At 59.2% G+C, this 24,370-nt stretch carries 26 protein-coding genes; 16 read left to right on the plus strand and 10 right to left on the minus strand.

Going from position 1 to position 24,370, the window contains the following annotated elements:
* The first annotated feature begins 452 nt into the window (after positions 1-452).
* Entirely contained in the window at positions 453-1,838 is a 1,386-nt protein-coding gene (locus tag KHA73_RS15050; RefSeq protein WP_234585168.1) for a CoA transferase, read from the plus strand.
* Here the strand turns inward: KHA73_RS15050 and KHA73_RS15055 are convergent.
* Positions 1,835-2,713 carry a LysR substrate-binding domain-containing protein gene (locus tag KHA73_RS15055; protein ID WP_234585169.1) on the minus strand — a complete coding sequence of 293 codons (879 nt, stop codon included), beginning with the start codon at positions 2,711-2,713 and terminating at the stop codon, positions 1,835-1,837. The genes KHA73_RS15050 and KHA73_RS15055 overlap by 4 nt on opposite strands.
* A 98-nt stretch (positions 2,714-2,811) precedes the next feature.
* Between KHA73_RS15055 and KHA73_RS15060 the strand changes: the two genes are divergently transcribed.
* Positions 2,812-4,227, plus strand: coding sequence for a pyridoxal phosphate-dependent decarboxylase family protein (locus KHA73_RS15060; RefSeq protein WP_234585170.1), 1,416 nt, complete (start codon positions 2,812-2,814; stop codon positions 4,225-4,227).
* Positions 4,228-4,238: 11 nt separating this feature from the next.
* Here KHA73_RS15060 and KHA73_RS15065 read toward each other — a convergent pair whose 3' ends face one another.
* Positions 4,239-4,943: a GNAT family N-acetyltransferase gene (locus KHA73_RS15065; RefSeq protein ID WP_234585171.1), complete on the minus strand. Its 705-nt coding sequence runs from the start codon at positions 4,941-4,943 to the stop codon at positions 4,239-4,241.
* A gap of 735 nt (positions 4,944-5,678) precedes the next feature.
* Between KHA73_RS15065 and rcsA the strand changes: the two genes are divergently transcribed.
* Entirely contained in the window at positions 5,679-6,308 is a 630-nt protein-coding gene (gene rcsA, locus KHA73_RS15070; protein WP_234585172.1) for a transcriptional regulator RcsA, read from the plus strand.
* Positions 6,309-6,531: 223 nt separating this feature from the next.
* Here the strand turns inward: rcsA and dsrB are convergent, their stop codons facing one another.
* On the minus strand, positions 6,532-6,732 hold the full coding sequence (dsrB, locus tag KHA73_RS15075; RefSeq protein ID WP_234585173.1) for a protein DsrB: 201 nt from the start codon (positions 6,730-6,732) through the stop codon (positions 6,532-6,534).
* Between the two features lie 330 nt (positions 6,733-7,062).
* On the minus strand, positions 7,063-7,275 hold the full coding sequence (gene cspE / locus KHA73_RS15080; RefSeq protein ID WP_004946278.1) for a transcription antiterminator/RNA stability regulator CspE: 213 nt from the start codon (positions 7,273-7,275) through the stop codon (positions 7,063-7,065).
* A gap of 837 nt (positions 7,276-8,112) precedes the next feature.
* Between cspE and KHA73_RS15085 the strand changes: the two genes are divergently transcribed.
* Together KHA73_RS15085 and KHA73_RS15090 are read left to right on the plus strand one after the other, a co-directional pair.
* Positions 8,113-8,322, plus strand: a complete 210-nt coding sequence (locus KHA73_RS15085; RefSeq protein ID WP_234585174.1) for a hypothetical protein — start codon at positions 8,113-8,115, stop codon at positions 8,320-8,322.
* 164 nt (positions 8,323-8,486) lie between these two features.
* A complete protein-coding gene (locus tag KHA73_RS15090) occupies positions 8,487-9,494 on the plus strand; it encodes an NAD(P)H-quinone oxidoreductase (protein WP_234585175.1) in 1,008 nt (335 codons plus the stop codon).
* 14 nt (positions 9,495-9,508) lie between these two features.
* Here KHA73_RS15090 and KHA73_RS15095 read toward each other — a convergent pair whose 3' ends face one another.
* Positions 9,509-10,561, minus strand: coding sequence for an SDR family oxidoreductase (locus KHA73_RS15095; RefSeq protein WP_234585176.1), 1,053 nt, complete (start codon positions 10,559-10,561; stop codon positions 9,509-9,511).
* A 113-nt stretch (positions 10,562-10,674) separates the two neighbouring features.
* On the opposite strand from KHA73_RS15095, the gene KHA73_RS15100 reads away from it, so the two are divergent.
* Positions 10,675-11,622 carry a LysR family transcriptional regulator gene (locus tag KHA73_RS15100; protein ID WP_234585177.1) on the plus strand — a complete coding sequence of 316 codons (948 nt, stop codon included), beginning with the start codon at positions 10,675-10,677 and terminating at the stop codon, positions 11,620-11,622.
* Here the strand turns inward: KHA73_RS15100 and KHA73_RS15105 are convergent.
* The 3 genes from KHA73_RS15105 to KHA73_RS15115 form a co-directional block, all read right to left on the minus strand.
* Positions 11,611-12,000, minus strand: a complete 390-nt coding sequence (locus tag KHA73_RS15105) for a YidB family protein (protein ID WP_234585178.1) — start codon at positions 11,998-12,000, stop codon at positions 11,611-11,613. The two genes, KHA73_RS15100 and KHA73_RS15105, sit on opposite strands and share 12 nt — an antisense overlap.
* Positions 12,001-12,095: 95 nt before the next feature.
* Complete coding sequence (locus KHA73_RS15110; protein ID WP_234585179.1) at positions 12,096-12,344, minus strand: GlsB/YeaQ/YmgE family stress response membrane protein; 249 nt, start codon at positions 12,342-12,344, stop codon at positions 12,096-12,098.
* 11 nt (positions 12,345-12,355) lie between these two features.
* On the minus strand, positions 12,356-12,556 hold the full coding sequence (locus KHA73_RS15115; protein WP_234585180.1) for a glycine zipper domain-containing protein: 201 nt from the start codon (positions 12,554-12,556) through the stop codon (positions 12,356-12,358).
* Between the two features lie 581 nt (positions 12,557-13,137).
* Here KHA73_RS15115 and KHA73_RS15120 point away from each other — a divergent pair.
* Entirely contained in the window at positions 13,138-13,557 is a 420-nt protein-coding gene (locus KHA73_RS15120; RefSeq protein WP_234585181.1) for a VOC family protein, read from the plus strand.
* Positions 13,558-13,603: 46 nt separating this feature from the next.
* On the opposite strand, the gene KHA73_RS15125 is transcribed toward KHA73_RS15120, so the two are convergent.
* Positions 13,604-13,798, minus strand: coding sequence for a hypothetical protein (locus KHA73_RS15125; protein WP_234585182.1), 195 nt, complete (start codon positions 13,796-13,798; stop codon positions 13,604-13,606).
* Positions 13,799-13,955: 157 nt separating this feature from the next.
* On the opposite strand from KHA73_RS15125, the gene KHA73_RS15130 reads away from it, so the two are divergent.
* Positions 13,956-15,509 carry a sensor domain-containing diguanylate cyclase gene (locus tag KHA73_RS15130; RefSeq protein ID WP_234585183.1) on the plus strand — a complete coding sequence of 518 codons (1,554 nt, stop codon included), beginning with the start codon at positions 13,956-13,958 and terminating at the stop codon, positions 15,507-15,509.
* 375 nt (positions 15,510-15,884) lie between these two features.
* The gene (locus KHA73_RS15135; protein ID WP_234585184.1) at positions 15,885-16,781 is read left to right on the plus strand and encodes a Kdo hydroxylase family protein; all 897 of its coding nucleotides are present in this window, start codon (positions 15,885-15,887) and stop codon (positions 16,779-16,781) included.
* 43 nt (positions 16,782-16,824) lie between these two features.
* Here KHA73_RS15135 and paaZ read toward each other — a convergent pair whose 3' ends face one another.
* Positions 16,825-18,885 carry a phenylacetic acid degradation bifunctional protein PaaZ gene (paaZ, locus tag KHA73_RS15140; RefSeq protein WP_234585185.1) on the minus strand — a complete coding sequence of 687 codons (2,061 nt, stop codon included), beginning with the start codon at positions 18,883-18,885 and terminating at the stop codon, positions 16,825-16,827.
* 317 nt (positions 18,886-19,202) lie between these two features.
* Between paaZ and paaA the strand changes: the two genes are divergently transcribed.
* From paaA to paaG, 7 genes are read left to right on the plus strand one after another with little or no spacing between them, the layout of a single operon-like run.
* On the plus strand, positions 19,203-20,141 hold the full coding sequence (gene paaA / locus KHA73_RS15145; protein ID WP_234585186.1) for a 1,2-phenylacetyl-CoA epoxidase subunit PaaA: 939 nt from the start codon (positions 19,203-19,205) through the stop codon (positions 20,139-20,141).
* A 14-nt stretch (positions 20,142-20,155) separates the two neighbouring features.
* Positions 20,156-20,443 (plus strand): 1,2-phenylacetyl-CoA epoxidase subunit PaaB, encoded by a 288-nt coding sequence (gene paaB / locus KHA73_RS15150; protein WP_234585187.1) that lies wholly within the window; start codon positions 20,156-20,158, stop codon positions 20,441-20,443.
* 8 nt (positions 20,444-20,451) lie between these two features.
* A complete protein-coding gene (gene paaC / locus KHA73_RS15155; protein ID WP_234585188.1) occupies positions 20,452-21,210 on the plus strand; it encodes a 1,2-phenylacetyl-CoA epoxidase subunit PaaC in 759 nt (252 codons plus the stop codon).
* Between the two features lie 10 nt (positions 21,211-21,220).
* On the plus strand, positions 21,221-21,718 hold the full coding sequence (gene paaD / locus KHA73_RS15160) for a 1,2-phenylacetyl-CoA epoxidase subunit PaaD (RefSeq protein WP_234585189.1): 498 nt from the start codon (positions 21,221-21,223) through the stop codon (positions 21,716-21,718).
* 13 nt (positions 21,719-21,731) lie between these two features.
* Complete coding sequence (paaE, locus tag KHA73_RS15165; protein WP_234585190.1) at positions 21,732-22,790, plus strand: 1,2-phenylacetyl-CoA epoxidase subunit PaaE; 1,059 nt, start codon at positions 21,732-21,734, stop codon at positions 22,788-22,790.
* A gap of 10 nt (positions 22,791-22,800) precedes the next feature.
* Positions 22,801-23,574, plus strand: coding sequence for a 2,3-dehydroadipyl-CoA hydratase PaaF (gene paaF / locus KHA73_RS15170; RefSeq protein ID WP_234585191.1), 774 nt, complete (start codon positions 22,801-22,803; stop codon positions 23,572-23,574).
* A gap of 3 nt (positions 23,575-23,577) precedes the next feature.
* Positions 23,578-24,369, plus strand: a complete 792-nt coding sequence (gene paaG / locus KHA73_RS15175; protein ID WP_234585192.1) for a 2-(1,2-epoxy-1,2-dihydrophenyl)acetyl-CoA isomerase PaaG — start codon at positions 23,578-23,580, stop codon at positions 24,367-24,369.
* The last annotated feature ends 1 nt before the right edge of the window (position 24,370 follow it).

The raw sequence follows: 24,370 nt of genomic DNA on the forward strand, positions 1-24,370 counted from the left end.
GCCGATAATAAATCAGCGAATTGGCGTATGAGTGCCGGGAGGAAAGAGGCTGTGGCTGCAAAATACCATAATAACGTCCAACTTAATTCACCTGAGACCACAGGGCATCAGGTAACGCGGTTATATTCGGGTATGCACAGCTCGGAATAACAAGAGAGGGGTGCCGCCCGCCGATTTTCGGCAAGCAACAAATCAGAAGAGGATTGGTCAGCTTGCCTTATTTATATCGCTACAACTAAAACTGTCCAATTGGGTTTCTCCACCGAAATTTTGGCTGAGTATAGTGACCTGAGGTTATGATGTAAAGGTCAATTTATTAAACGAAAAATAAACCTTAATTAGGCGTTTATTTCCGGCGGCCAAATTATAACGCGCCGAACATGGCCCTTAGCAACCCCGCCAGTCGTGAACTACGCTAGGCAATGTCCCGTCATCGTCTTGAGGAACCGCGCATGAATACCCTCACCCACACCCTGCTCGACGAAATTTGGCAAAGTATGGGGTACACCGCAACCCCGGTGGAGCAGATAACTGTCCTGGGCACAGGCGAGCTGGCCTCGGCGTTTCCGGTCACCGAGCTGGCAACCGCCGCCTGGGGAGCAGCCGGGTTGGCCTGCGCCGAACTGTTCGATAGGCCCGGCGGCGACGCCCGCCAGATCCGGGTCGATCAACGGCTGGCTTCGCTATGGTTCGGCTGGACGCTAAGACCGCTGGGCTGGAGCCTGCCGGCCGCCTGGGATGCACTGGCCGGAGACTACGCCGCGGCGGATGGTTGGATACGGCTGCACACCAACGCCCCGCATCACCGCCAGGCGGTGGAAAAGGTCTTAGGGCCGGCGGCGGATAAAGGCGCGTTGGCGGGAAGAGTACAGGGCTGGCAGAAAAGCGCATTAGAGCAGGCGGTGATCGAAGCCGGCGGCTGCGCGGCGGAAATGCGCTCCGTCGAAGCCTGGCAGCAGCATATTCAGGGCAAAAGCGTGGCGTTAGAGCCGCTGATCCACGCCTCGCTGCAGCCGGCGACGGCGCCGCCGAGTTGGCCGCTGCCCCCCGCCCGACCGCTGCATGGCGTCCGGGTGTTGGATCTGACGCGCATCATCGCCGGACCGATCGCTACCCGTTTTCTCGCCGGCTTAGGTGCCGACGTGCTGCGCATCGATCCGTACGGCTGGGATGAACCCGCCGTCGAACATGAGGTGATATTAGGCAAACGCTGCGCACGCCTGAACCTGACCAATGCGCAAGATCGTCAAACCTTTGAACAACTGTTGAAAACCGCCGACATCCTCGTTCACGGCTACCGCGCCGGGGCGCTGGAGAAATTGGGCTATGGCGTAGAGGAAAGGCGCGCGCTGTCGCCGGGCCTGATCGACATTTGCCTCAATGCCTACGGCTGGACCGGCCCATGGCGCGGCCGGCGCGGCTTCGACAGCCTGGTGCAGATGAGCTGCGGCCTGGCAGCAGGAGGCATGACATGGCGCCAGGCGAGCCTGCCGGTGCCGTTGCCGGTGCAGGCGCTGGATCACGCCACCGGTTATCTGATGGCGGCTGCTGCGTTAACGGGCATGAAACAGCGCCTGGCCCGTGGAACCGGCTACGTCGCCCGGCTATCGCTGGCGCGCACTGCGCAGCTGTTGCTGGCGCACCCTTACCCGCAGGATCATCGGCAGGAAGCACTGGCGCCGGCAACGGCGGCGGATGAAAACCCGCAGTCTGAGCTGACGCACTGGGGCCCGGCGCAACGCCTGCGCGCGCCGTTGAGCCTGACGGGCACCGCACTGCAATGGGCTCTGCCTTCGACGGCGTTAGGAACCTCACGGCCGGCGTGGCTGCGGCGCTAAGCTTCGCTCAACTGCCGCCGCAACCAGGCCAATAATTGTTCCACCGCCGGCGTCAATCCGGCGGCCTGGGGCCAAACCAGATAAAAATCGCCATCGCCCAGCCGCCGCGCCGCGGCCATCTCCACCAGGCGACCGTCGCCGACGGCGTCGTGCGCCAGAAGGCGCTTCACCAGCGCAATGCCGAAGCTCTGTTCCGCCGCGCGAATCAATAGCCCGGCGTCGTTGAATAACGCCAGTTGGCGGCCGTAATCCACCTGCTGGTGCGCCTGGAACCAGACCCGCCAGGGGGTCGCGTCGTGTTCCAACAAGGGCACGTCCGATGCAGCGCTGTCGAACGCCTTCTGCTCGCGCTGCGCCAGCGCCGGAGAAGCCACCGGCACCACCTCTCCCGACGCGATGCGCTCCGCATACAGCCCCGGCCAACGGCCGCTGCCGATACGGATCGCCGCATCAAACCCTCCCTGCGCCAAATCCTGCACCGCCAGCGAGGCGTCGATGTCCAGCGCGATATCGGCGCAGGCATCGCGAAAGGCCGGCAGCCGAGGCAACAGCCAATAATGGGCGAAAGAAGGCAACACGCTAATGCGTAACGAATGGCTTGCCGCAATGCGCCTGACGCGGCCAACCCCCCTCTGCAGCGCCAGCAGCGCCGGTTCAGCCACCGCCAACAGTTCACGCCCCGCCGCATTCAGCCTCAACCCGCGCCCGCGGCGTTCGAACAGCGGGCAGCCGATCGCCTGTTCAAGCTGCTGAATTTGTTGGCTGACCGCCCCGTGGGTCAGATGCACCTGCTGGGCCGTGGCGCGCAGGTTTTCCAACCGCGCGGCAATCACGAAGGTCGGCAGGATGTGCAAGGGTATGCGGTCATTCAACATTGGTTAGCCTGACTATCCAAAAGAGTCATTTTTTATCGATTTCGACGCCAATGCAAATGAACTATGGTTAGGCATCGCCTTTTTCTTTCGGAGTCATTATGCACCCAGGTTTGCAGCAGGATCTTGAGCAGTTCCCACAGATACTCGAACGCACTCGTCAAATCGCGGAAAATTTTCTGGCCGGGCTAAAACAGCGGCCGGTCTGTCCACCGCTGGAACGGCAGCAGCTGCAGCCGGGTGACGAGCAGTTGGCGCAGAGCGGCACCGGCGCCCTGGCCGCGCTGGACGATTTTTGGCGGCACTATGAAGCCGGCATCTCCGCCAGCGCCGGGCCACGCTATTTCGGCTTCGTCACCGGCGGCGCCACTCCGGCGGCGGTAGCGGCGGACTGGCTGGTTAGCATTATCGACCAAAATAGCCAATTGAGCCACGATACCATCGCCGCGGCGATAGAGTTGGCGACCATCGAGCAATTGAAATCGCTGCTTGGGCTGCCGGAAACGCACAGCGGCAGCTTTGTCAGCGGCGCGACCATGGCCAACTTCGCCGGTCTGGCTATCGGCAGGCAGTGGCTGGGCCAGCAACGCGGCATTGATGTGGCTCAGCAAGGCCTGGCGGCGCTGGGGGAGATCCAGGTGCTGGCCGCCAATCCGCACGCCAGCAGCATAAAGGCGCTCAGCATGTTGGGCATCGGCCGCCACGCGCTGAAGACCATCGCCAGCCTGCCGCATTCCGAGGCGATAGATACCCAGGCGTTAGAACGCCATCTGGCCGCCAGCGCGGGCGTACCCACGTTGGTGCTGGCCAGCGCCGGCACGGTCAATACCGTTACCTTTGACGATTTGCCGCGTCTGCTGGCGCTGCGTGAGCGCTATCCTTTTTGGCTGCACGTTGATGCGGCATTTGGCGGCGTAGCCGCCTGCTCGCCACGGTACGCTCCCCTGCTGGCCGGCTGGCAACAGGCGGACTCCATCACCGTCGATGCGCATAAATGGTTGAACGTGCCCTATGACAGCGCAATCCAGTTCACCCGCCATCTGGCGCTGCAGATGCAGGTGTTTCAAAACCACTCGGCCTACCTGGAAGCGCCAACCTTGCGGCCGGACAACTATTTGCACCTGACGCCGGAAAATTCGCGGCGCTTCCGCGCCCTGCCGCTGTGGCTGGCGTTAAAGGCCTACGGCCGCGACGGCATGCGGGACATCGTCGAGCGCAACGTCAGACTGGCGCGCCTGCTAGGGGCAGAACTTGCCGCCAGCGACGATTTCCGCCTGCTGGCGCCGGTTAATCTGAACGTGGTGTGTTTCGCCCTGAACCAGGCCGCAGGCGATGCCGCTGCGGCGCGTGACCGCTTTATCGCCCGGCTGGACGCTCACGGCGTGGTGCGCTGTACGCCAACCCTGTATAACGGCCAGCCGGGCATTCGCGCAGCCTTGGTCAACTGGATGACGGAGGAAGAAGATATTCGGCAAACGCTGGCCTCACTGCACCACTGTCTGCCGGAACAAATATGAAGCTTACCGGCTCATTGCGCCTGAAATGCCTGCAGGCGCTGCTTTTGCAGCCCGCTGTCGCTGATATTATCCGCAGACAGCCAACGGCCAAACGCCTCGCGCACCGCCGGCCACTCGCCGTCGATGATCGACAGCCAGTCGGTGTCGCGGTTACGCCCCTTGACGACGATCGCCTGGCGGAAGGTTCCCTCATAGCGGAAACCGAACCGCTCGGCGGCCTGGCGCGAAGGCAAATTGCGGCTGTCGCATTTCCATTCGCAGCGGCGGTAGCCAAGATCGTCAAACACGTGCTTCAGCATCAGGAAGATGGCTTCACTGCCGACCACTCGGCGTTTCATCAGCGGGGACCAGTTGATGGAGCCCAGTTCGATCACGCCGTTGCCCGAGTCGATACGCAAGAAGGCGCAGGTGCCAATCGCTTTGCCGCTGGCCTGATCGATGACGGCCATGGTTTTTCTGTCGGGGCCGTTGGCCTGCGTCTGCAGGTACTGATCGAACGCCGCCGGCGTCTCCGGCCGTTCGCAAAAGAGATAGGTCCAGTCGCGGCCATCCTCCGCCAGCTGGTAAGCCCGGTAGAGTTCGGCGGCCCGGCGTTCCGCCGACAGCGGCTCCAGGCGACAAAAGCGCCCCTGCAATACGTCGTTTCCGGGGTCACCCGCCGGCTGCCAGTTGTCTAAAGCGTCGCCTACCGGCTGCCCATATTGGTTATGTCTCACTGCCGCTCCCGTTGTGATGCCCGCAGCAGGCAAATTAAGGTCATACCCGAGCAGAAACAACTCCGACCTGCCGCCGCTTTTCGCCATTGACGCCGCAGGCCACGATAGTTCAGAGAAATAAATTAATCACCCGATAAAATCAGTCCCATCACCTTATAATGTTAAAAACATTACTATAACCCATTGTTATATAGCGACTTACCTTAACAAACCAACGGCGTTATGTTAACGAATTGTAATGTATCAATTGATTTTCTGATAAAAATGGAAAAGATTATCATTACAAATAGCAGCAAAAATAATCATAACAAATTGATTATAAAAGGAAATAAATAGACATAAGCAGCCCAAACCAAGAGCGCACCGCTTACAAAACGGGCGAGAAAACGTTAAAAAAACAACACATGAATTTTTTTTAAGATTTTTCCTAACAATCTAAAATTTCATTTCGTGACATGATGAACAGAATCACCACGAAAGTTACCCACAGGTACAGGGTTCAAGTGCCGGTTAGGGTTCTCGGGCAGCGGGCTCGGTGCCGGAACATTACTCTGACTTAAGCTAAACTTATAGATTCACGCGGTTAATAAGTTTAGCATGAAAATATCATTGAGCGCCGTTGCGTTTATTGATAGAACACTCTTTATTAAGTGAAATATTGAACCATTTTTGCCTTTCGGCTTTAGGCTTTTTCTCATATTACCGCGGTAAAACGGATTTAAGTGGGGGTGCGATATGCCAACAATTATCATGGATTCATGTAGCTATACCAGGTTAGGTTTAACAGACTATCTTACGGCGCATGGTGTGAAAAAACGCCATATTAACGCCATCAACGATATTGACGGCTTGCACGAGAAATGCAGTAAACTTAAGCCCAGTCTGGTGTTTATTAACGAAGATTGCTTCATACACGAAGCTAATGCCACCGAACGAATAAAACGGGTGATCTCTCTGCACCCCGATACGTTATTCTTCATTTTCATGGCGATCACCAACGTACATTTTGACGATTACTTATATGTTCGTAAAAATGTCATTATCTCGTCAAAATCCATCAAGCCAGAGACTATGAATCAGTTACTTAGTCACTATCTTGAGAAAAAAGCGCCCCGTGCGGAAAAGCTTTCTTTGGATAAAACGCCGGTGACGTTGAGCCAGACGGAGTCCAACATGCTGCGCATGTGGATGTCCGGTCAGGGAACCATCCAGATATCCGACCAGATGCAGATAAAGGCAAAAACCGTTTCTTCCCACAAAGGAAACATCAAACGGAAAATAAAAACGCACAACAAGCAGATCATTTATCATGTTGTTCGTTTAACCGATACGTTGACCAGTGGAATATTTGTTAATAGCCGCTGATTGCCTGCGGCCTCAAGAGATTACATTCGGCCTGATTCTTACGCCAACGACGGCGATTTAAGACCTTGGGAAAACCAGCATAGCGACTCGCGACGATATTCTCTATCGCCGCGAGTATTGCTGTGGGCACGAATAAAAATTCCTATTCGGCAGAGATAATTACATTATGGACGATCACCCAAGGAAACCAATTGGCGAGACCGCCCTTCTCGCGCCGCCGAGGTTATTTTGTTGACGTATGGCGCGGCTCGACAAAAGTGCCGTCGCGGCTGTCGATCTCATTGAAGAACCAGACCCCCGCAGGATAGTCCTCCAGCGCAACCAGGTACATCGTTCCCTCGTTGAACTCCTCTACCGCCAGAATCACCCCTTCGCGCCGTGGGCCGCCATCTGTCTTCACCGTCACCCGATCCTGCACTTTCATGTCATTCCCCATCATTTGTCATTGATGTCAGTGTATTACAAAATGAATCGAGAAAAACACCCTGCGGCTGCAATCAGCCCACAGTCCTGAGCGTCTCTAAAGCGTAGCAGCCGAGTGGATTTTCACTTTCTTAACGCTTTGCCCGCAGAATCTTAAGCGGCCGGCGGGTAGTCTGTATCCAGGTGCTTCCCCCCCAGAGAGGCGCCTGCAAATGAAGAAGTAACAAGGAACTTTTGCCCGCTGACTTGCGGGCTTTTTTTTGGCCGCAGCCAAATTGCAGGCACAAAAAAACCCGCCTTGGCGGGTTTTTATTAATCAGCAGAGAGCCGATTAGATAGCGGTAACGTTAGCCGCTGATGGACCTTTAGCACCGTTCTCGATAGAGAACTGTACGTTCTGGCCTTCTGCCAGGGTCTTGAAGCCTTGATCCTGGATTGCAGAGAAGTGTACGAACACGTCTTTGCTGCCGTCTGCTGGAGTGATGAAACCGAAACCTTTAGACTCGTTGAACCACTTCACTTGACCTTTGATCATGTTAGACATGTCTAATTTCCTTCAATAATAAATGTAAGCCACCATGGGCATGTTATAGCCGGTCATCAGTTACTTATGGAGGCACTAGAAAGGAAATTCGTCAGAGAAGAGCTATCTAGGATAACGCTTTAAATTTGAACTACTTTACTCAAAATGTCGTGCATAAATAGGTCTGTACCACAGGCCGGGAATCATTAACTCATGACCGGGCTTTAATAGCAACTCTTTTTGTCGCCCCCGGGCGGAAAGCGGCGTTAAACGCGCAGGATTTGAACCTGTTAGCTGCTTTTTTCAGCGTTGCTTCAACCGGTTAGCCAACGCCGGCGGCGTGCGGCCATACCGATTTAAGAGTTATCCCTATTTCTGCCGCCGCAGGCGTTGCTTACAATATGCCTTGTTCACCACTCCTCCTGGTGCTGGACAATACAAGCTGTGTTGCAAATTTTTATGCGCCTCCCTATAGGCGCTTTTTTTTGCCTGCAACTTCAATAATGCGGCGTTACGGAATGCTCTCATTGTCTCCCCATATGATGCCTGTCACAACTATGCCCTCATGCCATTCTTATTGGAGGTAGTACAGATGGAGATAGAATCGATGGCACTCCTGGCCGTTCTGGCCGGGCTGATTGGCGTTGCGGGCTATGCGCTGTATCGGTATTTCAAAGCGCATCAGAAGAAGACCCTGCTGCGCCCACCCGGCCGGTAACCCACCGTTTTAACGAAAGCGTGCGGCCGGTCTCAGGCCGCACATTTGCTGACTGTCATGCGTTTATCACAAAATTGTAACAATACGGCCATATGATATCCGCGATTATCCGCACTGGCTCAACACCAAGGATTTCGCTTATGACCACTATTAAAGCTGCAAATCACCAGGAAGCAGAAACGCTGATCCGTTCAGGAACGGCAAAGAAAATCGAATTGGCTTATGACATCGACAGCGACGACTTTTTCCAGCTCGCCAGCCTGTGGTGTGATAAAGGTGCCAAAATCTCTAAAGGGAAAGAGCACTTTATCGTCTCGTTGAAAGGTTTTCGCATTCCGCCAAACGACTGATGCTCAGCCGCCCTCTGCGGCGGCGTCTTCTTTCCTCCGAGAAAAATCGCCCTATCTGCTACATTCTCCAGATCGCCTTTCACTAAGATAACGGTTGGTTTTTTTACGGCTGGCGCGTATCTAGAAGGTAAGCGCGCCTGCATACTCTGCGAGGAGAAACGGCAATGTCAGCAACCCCATCCCTGCCCGAAAGCATGAAAGCGATTGAGATCGACCACCCCGGCGAACCCGAGGTATTGGTGCTCACCGACCACCCCCTGCCAGCCCCGCAACAAGGTGAAATTCTGGTCAAGGTCGCCGCCGCCGGCGTCAACCGCCCTGACGTTTTGCAGCGCCGCGGGCAATACGCGCCGCCGCCCGGCGCCTCGGATATTCCCGGCCTGGAGATCGCCGGCGAGGTCGTCGCCCTTGGCGAGGGAGCAACAAAGTATGCGATTGGCGATCGGGTGTGCGCACTGATTGCCGGCGGCGGCTACGCGGAATACTGCAAGGTGCACGAGAGCAATGCGTTGCCGGTGCCCGCCGGGTTCAGCATGGCGGAAGCCGCCGCCATCCCGGAAACCTTCTTTACCGTGTGGGTCAACCTGTTCCAGCGCGGCCATCTCAAGGCCGGTGAAACCGTCTTGATCCACGGCGGCACCTCGGGCATCGGCACTGTCGCTACGCTGCTCGCGAAGGCCTTTTGCGCCCACGTGATCACCACCGTCGGCTCGGAAGAGAAACGCCAGGCCAGCCTGGCGCTGGGGGCCGACGTCGCGATAAACTATCGCAGCGAAGACTTCGTCGAACGCACCCATAGCGCAACCGGCGGCAGAGGCGCAGACGTCATTGTCGATTTAATCGCCGGCGACTACCTGGCCAAGAACTACCAGGCGGCGGCGATGGAAGGCCGCATCGTGCAAATCGGCACCCAAAATGGCGTGGTAAAAGAGCTGAACCTCATGCCGCTGCTGCTAAAACGCCTGACCCACACCGGCTCCACCCTGCGTTCGCGCAGCGTCGAGGATAAAGCGCAGATCGCCGCCGAACTGCGGGAAAAGGTCTGGCCGTTGCTGGAGCGCGGCGTGCTGAAGCCGCAGATCTTCAAAACCTTCGCGTTGGAACAGGCGGCACAGGCGCACGCGCTGATGGAGTCCAGCGTGCACATCGGCAAGATCGTATTGACGCTCTGATCCCCCGCCGCCGCTCAGGGAATAATCCGGCGGCGGCGAAACTCGTCAAACAGCGCAAAGAACATGGCTTCGGTCTCGGCGTACTGGTGAAAACCGAAACGCCGGGCCTTGCTGCCGTCGGCGAACATGTCGTAATCCCATGAAAAGACGAAGTCAGCGAAGCGCCAACCCGCTACCGCGCCATAATCCGTTTCACTCAGTTGGTACTGCTGCGCCAGCTCTCGCCACAACCCGGCCTTATCCGCCATCATCAGCTCCAACGACATCGGCAACGGCGGCGCGGTTTCCATCGCGAAGTAAGCGGCGATTTTCGGCCACATCTCGCTCCAGCGAAAAAGATCGCCATTATTGATGTTGAACGCCTGATCGGCGGCGGCGGGATCGGTCGCCGCCCACAGCGTCGCGCGCGCCAGCAGCCCGGCATCGGTCATCTCCAGCAGGCTGTGGTAAGCCCCGGCCTTGCCGGGAAAACGCAGCGGCAGCCCCAGCGCTTTGCTGATAGAGGCATAAACCGCAATGCTCAGCGCCAGGTTCATCGGGTTGCCGAGCGAAAAGCCCCCCACCACGCTGGGGCGAATGGCGCTCCAGCGCCAGTTCTTTCCTCGCCGACGATGCTCCAGATAGTTTTGCTGGTCGACATTAAACTCTGGCGGCATATGCCCGGCATCGCTTTCGCGCGCCGGCGTCTTGAACGGCCCAAGGTGTGCGCCATAGACCTTGTAGCCCTGCATCAGGCTGATGTGCTGCAACGCCGGCGCTACCGGTTCGATCGCCTCGACCAGATTTTGCAGCATCCGCATATTAGGCGCCACCAGCCCCGCCCAGTCCGGCGCATCCTGATAGGCGGTGTAGAACACATGGCTAATTCCCGTCAACGGCCGTAGCGCAGCGCGCGTCGCCTGCTCGTCCAGCAGGTCAACGGCCAGATAGCGTACCCGCGGCCGCGCCTGCCCCCCGCGTCGCGACAGCCCCGTTACCGCCCAGCCCTGCCGCTCCAGCTCGGCTATCAGATCGCGGCCGATGACGCCATTGGCGCCGGCCACCAGCGCCTGATTATGATTTGCCATTGTTATTTCTCCCGCTCAGTGTTGGAGCTTGCAGTGTCATTAATTAGCAAAGCTTGCGGTAGAGGGTATTTTTAACTAACACTTATAAGAAATATCTATATCTGGTGCCTCCCATGGACAAGCTGAACGCGATGAACACCTTTTTGCGGGTCGCCGAATCAGGCAGCCTGTCGGCCGCCGCCCGCGAGCTTGGCCTGACCCAGCCGGCCGTCAGCCAGCAAATTGCCGGGCTGGAACAACGGCTGGGCGCACAGTTGCTGTATCGAAGCACCCGGGCAGTGACCCTCACCGAGGCCGGTGGTCGCTATTATCGCCAGGTAAAACCCATTTTGGCGGCGGTGGCAGAAGCGGAAGAAACGCTGAATGGGCTGAACCAGCGGCTGCAAGGCAGCCTGCGTATTCACGCGCCCACCGGCTTCGGCCAGCGCCATCTGACACCGCTGGCCATCGCTTTTCAGCAACGGCATCCCGAACTGAATATCGAACTGTTGCTGGACGATCGCCGCGCCGACGTGGTTGGCGAAGGCGTCGACGTGGCGATTCGCTTTGGCGAATTGAACGGGCCCGGCACGGTAGCCCGCCGGCTGGGGGACATGCAGCGTGTTCTGGTGGCGTCGCCCGCCTATCTGGCGCGCCACGGCGCACCGCAGACGCTGGCGGAACTGGCGGCGCATGGCTGCGTGCGCTACAGCGGCCTGAGCGATGGCGATGCATTGACGCTGCTCGGCCCACAAGGGAATGAAACTGTGGATCTGCGGCCGGTGTTCCGCGCCAACAACACCTTCTCGCTGCTGGCGGCAATCGAAGCGGGGCTGGGCATCGGCGGCGCACAGCGACCGCTGATCGGGCCACAGCTGGCCGCCGGTACGCTGGTCCAGGTGTTGGCGAATTATCGCTACCCACCAATGACCCTGCACGCCGTCTATCCCGCAGCGCGTTTTATTCCCGGCAAAGTGCGGGCATGGGTGGATTATCTGCGCAAGGCGCTGGAGAGTATCGAAGGAATAACGGTGAGGAATGCCCCCGACGCGTTGTCGGGGGCACAGACATTACTTGAATAACTTGCCGACCATGTCGCCCAGCTCATTGCTGTCCTGCTGCACTTCGCCGTTTGGCGATGCGGCGTCAGCCACCGTTGGCAGGAATTGCGCGATGGTGCTGGAAGCCTGAGCCGGATCGATCCCCAGCTTTTCGGCCAATTGATTGATGGCGTCGCTGCCCAGCGCCTGCTGCACGTGATCGCCGCTAATCTGCTGGTTCTCGCCATTGCCGAGCCAAGAGCCAACCACGTCGCCGAATTGCCCCTGGCGGAATTTATCCAAAATCGCCTGCAGGCCGCCTTGTTGCTCAACCCACTGCATGATGGCGACGTAATCGATACCTTTGCCGTTACCGCCGCCGCCCAGAATGTTGCCCAATACGCTATCAAACAGACCCATGGTAATCCCCTTTCAGGCCGGGCGACGATTTGCGCACGGCCAGATTAATTTCACGAAAAAGGGCCGCCGCAGCGACCCCATTGATCAACGACTGCTCAGCCTCTGATCTTTCTGTAGACAAAAAGCACCACCAGGGCACCGATCACAGCCACAACGAAGCTGCCCAGGTTGAAGCCGTCAACGCGCCCCATACCGAAGAAAGTACTGATGTAGCCGCCGACAACCGCACCGATAACGCCCAAAACAACGGTCAAAATAAAGCCGCCGCCGTCTTTGCCCGGCATAATCCACTTAGCCAGAATACCGGCGATTAAACCAAAGATGATCCAGGAAATGATGCCCATTTTTACTCTCCCTATTGCCTTTTGCCTAAAAGAAATCCTATCACCAGGCCCACGACGGCACCGGCGCCAACCCCTGCCCAAGGGTTATCCTTAATGTAAGCGCATGAATGATCGGCAGCCTCTTTCAAACCGGCCCGCACTTCGCAGGCGGCGGATTTAGCACCGTCACGCAGTTGCTCCACATTGCTTGCAACGTCATCTTTTACTGACATTTCAAATCCTTAAATTAACATCGGTTGAAAATTTCACGGCACGTTCCGCGTTTGGCCCAGCCTGAGCAATACTTTCATACTAATGTTTCCCTGGGCTCGCCGTTTCCGGCGGCTCAAAGCAGGGTGATCTGCGATAAACGCGCATCTTCACACTATTACTATAGACAAAAATCAGCAGTTTACCCATTTCCGTCTGTCTGAATTTAGCGGTGCGAAAAGGGTCTTTCCGTCATTTGCTCAATCCGCTCAGCGCCCTTCTTCAGGGCCGATCTAAGGTTACACATCGGTTGTCACTTTTACGAATGGCTTAATTGTGTATTAATTTTTCAGCACCTTCAGTCGATTGAAATAACGCCATAAAAGCACGACTTTCTCGGTAAAAATCCTAGCGTTATCCGGTATTGCAACAGCGGAAAAGCGCCGTGTGGCCGGCGCAAGCTGGCCTCAGGCCCAACCCGCACTCTGCTTTTTTGGCGCTACACTACTATGTCACCGGCGGCAATTATTGCCGTCGGTAACTATCCCCCCGCCCGCAAGCAAGCAAGCAGCGCGCCTGACGGGCCATAACCGAGGTCATTGTCATGCAAGTACAGCCCTATCTGTTTTTCAGCGGTAACTGTGAGCAGGCGATCAACTTCTACGTGCAGCAACTGGACGCCAAAATTGAAATGGTGATGCGCTATAAGGACATGCCCGAAGAGGCCAGGCAGCAAGGATCGCCGGAGGCCAATCCCGAATCGATCATGCATGCGCGCCTGTTAATTGGCGGCGGCGTGTTGATGGCTTCCGACGGTTGCCCTGAGGACGGCGCAGCCGGCTCGCCCCATAAAGGATTTGCACTGTCGCTCAACCCCAGCGACAGCGATCAAGGCCGGGCGCTGTTCGAAAAACTGTCGCAAGGCGGCCAGGTCACCATGCCATACCAACCCACCTTCTGGGCGAAGGGTTTCGGCATGTTGACCGACAAGTTCGGCGTAAACTGGATGATCAACGTGGAGTAATGCGGTAACGCGCCGCCGTTTCGCTCACCGGCGAAGCGACGGCGTGCTAGTTGTAGCGGTGCCAGTCATAGGCGGCCCTGGCGAACAGCACAAACAGCAATGCCAGCAGCCCCAGCGCCAGACGCCAATACGGCGAAGCGCGCCGCCGCCAGGCAAAAAACATCATCAGCGCCAGCGCTCCCAGCGTAAAGGGGTAATACACCGCCAACGTCAACAAGCCGATCATAATGTAATCCGACATTTCATCCATTCCCGCAATTCAGGCGTATTTCGGCACGCATTATAACATCCGCCGAACATCTCTCCTCTTTTGAGGGGTGGAGGTCGGCAGCATTAACGAATAAGATGTAAGATTGCTCTTAACTCGACTTGATTATTGATTGCATAACAAGGGTGACATGACTCAGCAGCAACCAACACCGGATGCCGAACGGCCGCCCCACGCTAAAAGCTCTCCGCTATTATTCCAGGCCGGCGTGTTTGTCATCATCGTTGCCTTAACGCTGGTTCTGTTCAGCGGCTGGCAAATCTGGAACGCGCATCAGCGCGATCTGAGCAGTGCCGAGCACGAATCGGCCAACCTTGCGCGCTCCCTGGCCCAGCACGCTGACGACACTTTCATGCAGGTCGACGGCAATCTGTTGGATCTGACCGAACGCCTGCAAACCGACGGTATCGGCCAGCTGCAGCTGCAGCGGCTGCAGCGGGTAATGCAGAGCCAGGTGGAGAATCTGCCGCAGTTGCACGGGCTGTTTATCTACGACTCGCAAGGCCGCTGGTTAGCCACCTCCTCGGGCAAGTTCGTCGCCAACGCCAACAATGCCGATCGCGAGTATTTCAAATATCATCAGAGCCACGATGTTAGCAGCCTGTACATCGGCAAAGTGATCCACAGCCGTTCTACCGGCGACCTGATCATTCCGGTTTCACGCCGCTTCAACAATCCGGACGGCAGCTTCGCCGGGGTAGTGCTGGCGACGCTGTACGTCGATTACTTCCGTAAATTCTACGACGGCTTCGCACTTAACACCGATGCCTCGCTAAACCTGCTGCTGGCGGACGGCACCATACTTTATCGCCGGCCCTACGCGATAAGTTCGATCGGCAAGAATATTTCCCAGGGCGTGCTGTTCCGTGAAATCCTGCCGCATTCAGAGGTCGGCAACGCGACCATCAGCTCGCTGTATGACAAGGTCGAGCGGATTTACGGCTACTCCCGGGTAAACCGCTACCCGCTGGTGATCGCGGCCGGTCTATCGAAACAGGACGCGCTGGCAGACTGGCGCAACGAGGCCGGCCTGTTCACCATCGGCGGGCTATCCCTGTTGGGCATTCTGCTGGCGATGGGATGGGTGCTGCTGCGGCAAATCAGGCACAGCGTGCAAACCGAAGCCGAGCTGATGCACACCCGCGATCAGTTGACTACCATCAATCAGATGTTGGAAGAGCTTGCGCTGCTGGATGGCCTAACCGGCCTGGCGAATCGCCGCCAGTTCGATATCGCCTTGAAAAATGAGCTGACGCGCGCCTCGCGCAACTACCGCAGCGTGGCGTTGCTGATGCTGGATATCGACTGTTTCAAGCAGTACAACGATATCTATGGCCACGTCGCCGGCGACCATTGCCTGCAGCAGATCGGGCAAACGTTGAAAGGCCTGGCCCGCCGCAGCAATGACGTGCTTGCGCGCTACGGCGGCGAGGAGATGGGCATTATCCTGCCGGATACCGATGCGCAGGGTGCGCTGATTTTTGCCGAGCGCGTCATCAACGCGGTGCGCGAACTGCAAATTCCGCATCAGGGCAATCCGCACGGCATTGTCACCATCAGCATCGGCATCTGCGCCAAAGTGCCGCATATGTATAACGATACGCCAATCAGCTTTATCGATCTGGCCGACAGCGCGTTATATGAGGCAAAGAAACAAGGCAAAAACCGCATCCACAGCAGTTGATAATAACCCGGGCCGCTTTAAAGGCGGCCCGGAAATAAGCTCACCGAAAACCGATATAATCCCACGCTGAAATCATCGCCCCGCCTCCAGGTTATTGCTGAAAAATCGCATAAATACAACCAACTGATTTTATTGCCATTTAAATTATTCAACACCAATAAATAACAAAGTATCCATTCGTGCTGTTTTTGATTATTCGTGCCTGCGCGCAGCATCGTTTAGCCGCCGTTTACTTTTCGTTGGCATTGGCGATGATAATATTTTTTTCGGTCAATCCCCCGGTAAAAATTATCAGGGCCGCATTACGCGGCCCGATGGGAAACGCCAGTCTGATAAGCCGATAATAAAAAGCGATATATTCCGCGAGGAGATCTCATGCCTACTGGCAATATTCTGCATGAACAGGCGGTAATGACCTTGCCGCTGCGGCAATGGGATGCCGCATTCGAGCCGCACGCCGCCGTGGCCGCGCTGGAGCAGGGCAAGATCCTGTTTCTGCCGGAGCTGGCCTTTCCGCTGTCGCCGCAGGAAATGCCGTTGCTCGATCCGGCGCTGGTCGACCCCAAAAGAAAAAATATCAGCTACCAGCCGCTGGCCGGGAAACTGACCGGCGTCGCCGTGGCGGCGCAACAGCAGCAGGTGCAACAACTGCTGCAGCGCTATTACCGGTCCTGCCGCCAGCTGATCGCCGGGCTGTTGCCTGAATACCCTGAGGCGTTGCACCACCCTACCGGCAGCCTGCGGCTGCATCCGGTTTCCGCCTGGCGGGCGAACAGTTCCTGGCGCAAAGACGACAGCCGCTTGCACGTAGACGCCTTTCCTTCGCGCCCCAATTATGGCGAACGTATTCTGCGCATTTTCACCAATATCAATCCGCACGGCGAAAATCGCCAATGGCGCGTCGGCGAACCTTTCCCGCTGCTGGCTCAGCGCTTTATGCCGCGTCTGGCGCGTTACTCCGCCTTCGGCAGCTGGCTACAGCACCGGGTGCGCATCACCAAAACCCGCCGCAGCCATTACGATCATCTGATGCTGCAGCTGCACGACGCCATGAAGGCCGACGCCGATTACCAGCGGCAAGGCCCGCAGCTGGCGCTGGCATTTCCACCGGGCAGCAGCTGGATTTGTTTCTCGGACCAAACGCCGCACGCCGCCATGGGCGGCCAGTTTATGCTGGAACAAACCTTTTTGCTGCCGGTGAACAGGATGCAGGATCCGCAGCGCTCTCCGTTGAAAGTGCTGGAACAGTTGCGGCGCCAGCCGTTGATCTGAGAACACGGCCGCCGCCAGCATTGCGGCGGCGGCCGTGCGGCGCTTAGAAATCGCCCTGCTGCCGCGCTACCAGCGTCAGGATGCTGTACAACGCCACCGCCTGCTGCTGTTGGTTCAGCACCTGCACATCCCATACCACCACGCCGTGCGGGCGATCTTCAGCCGTTTTTTGCGGCTTGCGGATTTTCTTCTTGCAGGTCAGCCGCACCTGGATGGTGTCGCCGATTTTCACCGGCTCGATAAACCGCAGGTTCTCCATGCCGTAGTTGGCGATCACCGGCCCGACGCCGGGATCGACAAACAGCCCGGCGGCGGCGGACACCACAAAATAGCCGTGCGCCACCCGCTCGCCGAACAGCGACTCGGCGGCGCCGAGCTTGTCCATGTGAGCGTAAAAATGGTCGCCGCTCAGGCAGGCGAAATTGACGATATCCGCCTCGGTCACGGTGCGGCGCGCGGTCAACAGGCTGTCGCCCAGCGCCAACTGTTCAAAGTATTTGCGGAACGGATGCACCGGATGCTCGGTTACCGGCGCGCCGCGCACCCACTCACCGCCAATAGCCGCCAGCATCGCCGGGCTGCCCTGAATTGCCGTACGCTGCATATAGTGTTTTACCGCACGCAGTCCGCCCAGCTCTTCGCCGCCGCCGGCGCGCCCTGGGCCGCCGTGCACCAGCATCGGCAGCGGCGAGCCGTGGCCGGTGGACTCCGCCGCCGCCTGCTGGTCGAGGATCAGCAGGCGGCCATGCGCGCAGGCCGCCGCGCGAATGAAGCGCGTGGCCAGCGCTGGATCGGCAGTCACCAAAGACCCCGCCAGGCTGCCCTGCCCCAACAGCGCCAACGCGATCGCCTGTTCGGTATCCGCATAAGGCATCAGCGTCGCCACCGGGCCAAAGGCTTCGGTGCCATGCACCGCCTGATGGCTAAAGGGATCGGCGCAGTACAGCAAGGTCGGCGGGTAAAACGCCCCCTGCTGCGCCTCTTCGCCGATAACGCTCAGCGCGTCCAGACTGGCGCCACACAGCGGTTCACAGCCGTTGCGCAGCAAGAAATCGACCTTCTGCTGCACGTCGTCGCGCTGCTCATGGCTCACCAGCGCCCCCATGCGCACCTGTTCCAGCTGCGGGTCGCCCATCGTTACGCCGGCCAGGCGCTGCAACAGCGCCTGGCGCACCGCCGCCGTCTGCGTCGCCGGCACGATGATGCGCCGAATGGCTGTGCATTTCTGCCCGGCCTTGGCGGTCATCTCGCGGCACACCTCTTTGATGAACAGAGCGAACTCCGGCATGTCCGGCGTCACGTCCTCAGCCAGCACGCAGCAGTTGAGCGAGTCTGCCTCCATGGTAAAGGCGATCGATTTTTCCAGCAGGCGCGGATGCGCGCGCAGCCGCTGGCCGGTCTGCGCCGAGCCGGTGAACGTCACCGCATCCTGATAGTCCAGATGGTCGAACATATCGCCAACACCGCCGCACACCAGCTGCAGCGCCCCTTCCGGCACCAGCCCGCTGTCGACGATCAGCCTGACCATCGCCTGGGTCAGCTGCGCGGTGGCGGTGGCCGGTTTGACGATCGCCGGCATTCCCGCCAACCAGGTTGGCGCCAGCTTTTCCAGCATGCCCCAACAGGGGAAGTTGAAGGCGTTGATGTGCAGCGCCACCCCCGGCCGGGACGTCAGCACGTGGCGAGCAGCGAACTGCGACTGTTTCGACAGCGGGATCAGTTCATCTTCCGGCCATAGCGTATCGTCCGGCAGTTCACGGCCTGCCAGGCCGGCATAGGCGAACAGCGTGGCGATGCCGCCTTCGATATCCACCCAGCCATCGCTGCGCGTAGCGCCGGTCTGGTAGGAAAGCTGGTACAGCGCCTCTTTATGCGCCAGCAGGTGTTTCGCCACCGCTTTCATCATCTGTGCGCGCTGCTGAAAGGTCATCCGGGCCAGCGCCTGGCCGCCCAGGCGGCGTGCGTAATCCAGGCTGGCGGCGAGCGGCAGCCCATCCGAACAGACCTGATATAGCGCTTCGCCGGTAACGGCGTGGCGGATTTCGCGGGTTTGCCCTTGGCCGAACGCCCAGCCGCCGGAAAGATAACTGGTTAACTGCTGCATGTGCCTCTCCAGAACTCATAAATTCACAACACATAGCTTAATTGCGTATCACATATTTTCCAGTGTACGCGGGAATAAAAATTAACAAAAAACAAACAATGTGCAATTTAACGCCCTTTTTGCGGTTATTTTATCATCAAGTAAAAATTAAATATCAAACAAAAACAATACTATAAAATTTACACCTGTGAGTGGCATCGCAAAACCACATTAATCACGTTTGATCTTTTTGTTATCAGTTTGTAGCCTTAAAGCCAGATAACGTGATTCACATTTTTATTTGTTATGTGAAAAACATGAATCATCAAGAGGCAGTTATGACAACTGATACACAACACCAGCAGCATTTCGACGACAAAATTGCGGCGGATATCGCCATCGAAGCCAAAGACTGGATGCCGGACGCCTATCGTCAAAATCTGATCCGCCAAATCGGCCAGCATGCGCATTCCGAAGTGGTCGGCATGCTGCCGGAGGCCAACTGGCTGACGCGCGCACCGAGCCTGCGCCGCAAGGCGGTGCTGCTGGCCAAAGTGCAAGACGAAGCCGGGCATGGGCTGTACCTGTACAGCGCGGCCGAAACCCTCGGCTGTTCGCGGCAGGAGATCTACCAAAAGATGCTCGACGGCAAGATGAAATATTCCTCGATCTTCAATTACCCGACGCTCAACTGGGCGGATGTCGGGGTGATCGGCTGGCTGGTCGACGGCGCGGCCATCGTTAACCAGGTAGCGCTATGTCGTGCCTCCTACGGCCCCTATGCGCGAGCGATGGTGAAGATCTGCAAGGAAGAAAGTTTCCATCAGCGCCAGGGCTATGAGGCGGTAATGGCGATGGCCAACGGCAGTAACGAACAGCAAGCGATGCTGCAGGACGCCATCAACCGTTTCTGGTGGCCGGTGCTGATGATGTTCGGCCCAAGCGATACCGATTCGCCGCACAGCGCCCAGAGCATGGCCTGGAAAATCAAACGCCACAGCAACGACGAGCTGCGGCAGAAATTCGTCGACAACACCGTACCGCAGCTGGAAGCGTTGGGCATGAGCGCACCGGACGCCAGCCTGGCCTGGGACGAAGCCAGCGGCCACTACCGCTTCGGCGAAATTGACTGGCGTGAACTGCATGAGGTGATTAAGGGTCGCGGGCAATGCAATCACGAGCGCCTGCAGGCCAAACGCCGCGCCTGGGAAGACGGCGCCTGGGTGCGCGACGGCGCGCTGGCTCACGCGTCTAAACACGCCTCAACCGCCGCTTAGATAAGGAACAGATGATGACTCACGCAGAATGGCCGCTGTACGAAGTGTTTATCCGCAGCAAACAAGGGTTGGCGCACCGCCACGTCGGCAGCCTGCACGCCGCCGATGACCAGATGGCGCTGGAAAACGCCCGCGACGCCTACACCCGCCGCAACGAAGGCTGCTCGATCTGGGTGGTGCAGTCCAGCCATCTGATCGCCTCGCAGCCGGAAGATCGCGAGGCGTTCTTCGATCCGTCCGACGACAAGATCTACCGTCATCCGACGTTTTACACCATCCCCGACGGCATCAAGAACATGTAGAGGCGGCCATGACCCTTAACGATCCGCGCATCAACTACGTCCTGCGCCAGGGCGATACCCCTCTGATCCTCGCTCAGCGCCTGTGCGCCTGGTGCGGCCACGCGCCGGAGCTGGAAATCGACCTGGCGCTGGCCAATATCGGCCTCGATCTGCTCGGCCAGGCGCGCAACTTCCTCGGCTACGCCGCCGAACTGGCGGGAGAGGAATACAGCGAAGACCGCTTCGCCTTCGGCCGCGACGAACGCCAGTTTCATAACCTGCTGCTGGCGGAACAGCCGAACGGCGGTTTCAACGACACGCTGGTGCGCCAGTTTCTGCTCGACGTTTATCACGTTCAGCTGCACCAGGCGCTGAGCCGCAGCCGCGATCCGCAGATCGCCGCTATTGCCGCCAAATCGCTCAAGGAAGCGGATTATCACCTGCGCTTCAGCCGCGGCTGGATGATTCGCCTGGGCGACGGCAGCGCTCTCAGCCACCAGAAAATGCAACAGGCGCTGGATAACCTGTGGCGCTTCACCGCCGAACTGTTCCACGCCGACGAGCTCGAGCTGGAGCTGGCGGAACAGGGCATCGCCGCCGATCCCCGCCTGCTGCAGGCGCCGTGGCGGGCGGTGGTGGACGACACCCTGCGCCTGGCCACCCTATCGCTGCCGGAGGAACAGGCATTCCGCCGCGGCGGCAAGCAGGGGCGACACAGCGAACATCTCGGCCCGCTGCTGGCGGAGATGCAGTTTCTGCAGCGCGCCTATCCGAACAGCGACTGGTAAAGGAAACGCCATGAACATTACCCGGCTGCAGCCCGCAGAAATCCCGCAAATCTGGCACTGCCTGCAACAGATCAGCGATCCGGAGCTGCCGGTGCTGTCGATTACCGATCTGGGCATGGTACGCGACGTAGAGCGCGACGGCGACGGCTGGCGGGTGATCTTCACCCCCACCTACTCCGGCTGCCCCGCCACCGAATTTTTGCTCAGCGCCATCGAGCAACGGCTGGCCGAAGCCGGCTTCAGCCCGGTGCAGGTGGATATCCGCCTCAGCCCGGCCTGGACCACCGACTGGATGAACGCCGACGCCCGCGAACGGCTGCGGCAATACGGCGTAGCGCCGCCGCAGGGCCACACCTGCGATCGGCCGCACGCGCACGGCCCGGTCGCCTGCCCGCGCTGCGGCAGCACCCGCAGCGAGAAGATCAGCGAATTCGGCTCCACCGCCTGCAAAGCGCTGTACCGCTGCCGCGAGTGCCGGGAACCGTTCGACTACTTCAAATGCATATAGGAGCGCTGACACCATGACGGTCTTCCATCGCCTGAACGTCGCCGCCATCGAGCGCGAAACGCCGGACGCCGTAGCCATCACCCTGCGGGTGCCCGACGAGCTGAAAAGCCACTACCGCTACACCCCCGGCCAGCACCTGACGCTGAAGGCGCAGGTTGACGGCGAAGAGCTGCGCCGCTGCTATTCCATCTGCAGTTCGCCGCAGGAAGGGCTGCTGCAGATCGGCGTGAAAGCCATTCATCAGGGCCGTTTTTCCTCGTTCGTCAACCAGATGCTCAAGGTCGGCGATGCGCTGGAGGTGATGGTGCCGCAGGGGCGCTTCGGCTATCAGCCCACGGCGGAAAGCCATGGCAACTATCTGGCGATCGCCGCCGGCTCCGGCATCACGCCGATGTTGTCGATCATCAAGGCCACGCTGCAGCTCGAGCCGCACAGCAGCTTCACGCTGATCTACGGCAACCGCAGCAGCCGCTCGGTGATGTTCAAAGAGGCGCTGTCGGACCTGAAAAACCGCTACCCGCAGCGCTTTCAGCCGCTGTACCTGTTCAGCCAGGAAAGCCTCGACAGCCCGCTGCTCAGCGGCCGCATCGACCGCGAACGGCTGACGGCGATCAGCGGCGCGCTGCTGGACTACCGCGACTATGATCACGCCTTCATCTGCGGGCCGGAAGCGATGATGGACGACGCGCAAACCGTGCTGGAACAGGCCGGCGTGCCCGCCGAACGCATCCACAGCGAACGCTTCAATACCAGCGGCATCGCCGCCCGCCCGCTCAACAGCGGCAGCCGCAACGCCACCCGGGTGGAAATCCTGCTCGACGGCCGCCGGCTGAACATCGACGTCGGCCCGCAGGACGACAGCATTCTGGATGCGGCGCTGCGCCAGGGCGCCGACCTGCCCTATGCCTGCAAGGGCGGCGTGTGCGCCACCTGCAAATGCCGGCTGAAGGCCGGCCAGGTAGAGATGGGCGTCAACTACAGCCTGGAGCCGGATCAGCTGGCCGCAGGCTATGTCTTGAGTTGCCAGTCGTGGCCGCGCGGCGACGGCGTGGTGTTGGACTTTGACGTATAAGGAGCCGCCGATGGATACCCCCTGGATCCTGCGCGACCAGCAGCAACGCGTAGTGACGCTGACGCTGCATCGCCCCGACGTGCGTAACGCGCTGAGCACCCCGTGCCTGGAACAGCTGGTTTATCTGCTGGAGCAGGCCGATGCCGACAGCGGCGTCGGCGCCGTGGTGATAGGCGGCGCACCGCGCTGCTTTGCCGCCGGCGCCGATCTGCGCGAACTGCAACGGCAAGACCTGCCCGCCGCGCTGGCGGACCGCCGCCCGCAGCTGTGGCAGCGGCTGGCGCAGTTCAGCAAACCGCTGCTGGCGGCGGTAAACGGCTATGCGCTCGGCGCCGGCTGTGAGCTGGCGCTGGCCTGCGACATCATTATTTGCGGCGAAAGCGCGCGCTTCGGCCTGCCGGAAATCACCCTCGGCCTGATGCCGGGCGCCGGCGGCACCCAGCGGTTGATCCGCTGCGTCGGCAAATCGCGCGCCAGCCAAATGGTGCTGACCGGTGAGGCCATCGACGCCCGCAGTGCGCTGCAGGCCGGGCTGGTCAGCGAGGTCTGCGTCGACGCGCTGACGCTGGAACGCGCACAACAGATTGCCGAACGCATCAGCCGCCAGGCGCCGCTGGCGCTACGCGCCGCCAAACAGGCGCTGAAACAGGCCGATGAAACCGGCCTCAGCCAGGGGCTGGCCATGGAGCGCCAACAGTTCGTCACTCTGGCCGCCACCGACGACCGCCGCGAAGGCATCGCCGCCTTCTTCGAAAAACGCACGCCAAACTATCAGGGGCGCTGATTTATGGATAACGCATTGATTCTCAGCCATCTCGAATCCGGGGTCTTGACCCTTACGCTCAACCGGCCGGATCGGCTCAACAGCTTCAACGACGAAATGCACCGCCAGCTGAGCGAAGCGCTGACCCAGGCCGAACGCGACGACGACGTGCGCTGCCTGCTGATCGCCGGCGCCGGGCGCGGTTTCTGCGCCGGGCAGGATCTCAACGATCGCAACGTCAGCGCCGATCGGCAAGCGCCGGATCTCGGGCTGTCGGTCGAACGTTTCTACAACCCGCTGATCCGCCGCCTGACCGCCCTGCCCAAACCGGTGGTCTGCGCGGTCAATGGCGTAGCGGCCGGTGCGGGCGCCGCGCTGGCGCTGGCCTGCGACATCGTCATCGCCGCCGACAACGCCGGCTTTATTCAGTCTTTCTGCCGCCTGGGGTTGGTGCCGGATTCCGGCGGCAGCTGGTTCCTGCCGCGCCTGGCGGGCCACGCCCGCGCCATGGGCATGGCGCTGTTGGGCGATAAAATCAGCGCGCAGCAGGCGCTCGAGTGGGGCATGATCTGGCAGGTGGTGGCCGCGGATGAACTGGCCGACCGCACGCAAACGCTGGCGCGCCATCTCGCCACCCAGCCAACCTACGGCCTGGGGCTGATTAAAAAGGCCCTCTACAGTTCGGCCACCAATAGCCTCGACCAACAGCTGGATCTCGAACGCGACCTGCAGCGCCTCGGCGGCCGCAGCGACGACTACCGTGAGGGCGTCAGCGCCTTCTTTGCCAAACGCACGCCCCACTTCAGCGGGAAATAGC

Origin of the sequence: Serratia entomophila (genome assembly GCF_021462285.1) — a bacterium.
Lineage (GTDB): Bacteria > Pseudomonadota > Gammaproteobacteria > Enterobacterales > Enterobacteriaceae > Serratia > Serratia entomophila.

Excerpts from the sequence above, each read along its gene's own strand:
- KHA73_RS15050 (WP_234585168.1), top strand. The coding sequence starts at position 453 with ATGAATACCCTCACCCACACCCTGCTCGACGAAATTTGGCAAAGTATG.
- KHA73_RS15055 (WP_234585169.1), bottom strand. The coding sequence starts at position 2,713 with ATGTTGAATGACCGCATACCCTTGCACATCCTGCCGACCTTCGTGATT.
- KHA73_RS15060 (WP_234585170.1), top strand. The coding sequence starts at position 2,812 with ATGCACCCAGGTTTGCAGCAGGATCTTGAGCAGTTCCCACAGATACTC.
- rcsA (WP_234585172.1), top strand. The coding sequence starts at position 5,679 with ATGCCAACAATTATCATGGATTCATGTAGCTATACCAGGTTAGGTTTA.
- dsrB (WP_234585173.1), bottom strand. The coding sequence starts at position 6,732 with ATGAAAGTGCAGGATCGGGTGACGGTGAAGACAGATGGCGGCCCACGG.
- cspE (WP_004946278.1), bottom strand. The coding sequence starts at position 7,275 with ATGTCTAACATGATCAAAGGTCAAGTGAAGTGGTTCAACGAGTCTAAA.
- KHA73_RS15085 (WP_234585174.1), top strand. The coding sequence starts at position 8,113 with ATGACCACTATTAAAGCTGCAAATCACCAGGAAGCAGAAACGCTGATC.
- KHA73_RS15090 (WP_234585175.1), top strand. The coding sequence starts at position 8,487 with ATGTCAGCAACCCCATCCCTGCCCGAAAGCATGAAAGCGATTGAGATC.
- KHA73_RS15095 (WP_234585176.1), bottom strand. The coding sequence starts at position 10,561 with ATGGCAAATCATAATCAGGCGCTGGTGGCCGGCGCCAATGGCGTCATC.
- KHA73_RS15100 (WP_234585177.1), top strand. The coding sequence starts at position 10,675 with ATGGACAAGCTGAACGCGATGAACACCTTTTTGCGGGTCGCCGAATCA.
- KHA73_RS15105 (WP_234585178.1), bottom strand. The coding sequence starts at position 12,000 with ATGGGTCTGTTTGATAGCGTATTGGGCAACATTCTGGGCGGCGGCGGT.
- KHA73_RS15110 (WP_234585179.1), bottom strand. The coding sequence starts at position 12,344 with ATGGGCATCATTTCCTGGATCATCTTTGGTTTAATCGCCGGTATTCTG.
- KHA73_RS15115 (WP_234585180.1), bottom strand. The coding sequence starts at position 12,556 with ATGTCAGTAAAAGATGACGTTGCAAGCAATGTGGAGCAACTGCGTGAC.
- KHA73_RS15120 (WP_234585181.1), top strand. The coding sequence starts at position 13,138 with ATGCAAGTACAGCCCTATCTGTTTTTCAGCGGTAACTGTGAGCAGGCG.
- KHA73_RS15125 (WP_234585182.1), bottom strand. The coding sequence starts at position 13,798 with ATGTCGGATTACATTATGATCGGCTTGTTGACGTTGGCGGTGTATTAC.
- KHA73_RS15130 (WP_234585183.1), top strand. The coding sequence starts at position 13,956 with ATGACTCAGCAGCAACCAACACCGGATGCCGAACGGCCGCCCCACGCT.
- KHA73_RS15135 (WP_234585184.1), top strand. The coding sequence starts at position 15,885 with ATGCCTACTGGCAATATTCTGCATGAACAGGCGGTAATGACCTTGCCG.
- paaZ (WP_234585185.1), bottom strand. The coding sequence starts at position 18,885 with ATGCAGCAGTTAACCAGTTATCTTTCCGGCGGCTGGGCGTTCGGCCAA.
- paaA (WP_234585186.1), top strand. The coding sequence starts at position 19,203 with ATGACAACTGATACACAACACCAGCAGCATTTCGACGACAAAATTGCG.
- paaB (WP_234585187.1), top strand. The coding sequence starts at position 20,156 with ATGACTCACGCAGAATGGCCGCTGTACGAAGTGTTTATCCGCAGCAAA.
- paaC (WP_234585188.1), top strand. The coding sequence starts at position 20,452 with ATGACCCTTAACGATCCGCGCATCAACTACGTCCTGCGCCAGGGCGAT.
- paaD (WP_234585189.1), top strand. The coding sequence starts at position 21,221 with ATGAACATTACCCGGCTGCAGCCCGCAGAAATCCCGCAAATCTGGCAC.
- paaE (WP_234585190.1), top strand. The coding sequence starts at position 21,732 with ATGACGGTCTTCCATCGCCTGAACGTCGCCGCCATCGAGCGCGAAACG.
- paaF (WP_234585191.1), top strand. The coding sequence starts at position 22,801 with ATGGATACCCCCTGGATCCTGCGCGACCAGCAGCAACGCGTAGTGACG.
- paaG (WP_234585192.1), top strand. The coding sequence starts at position 23,578 with ATGGATAACGCATTGATTCTCAGCCATCTCGAATCCGGGGTCTTGACC.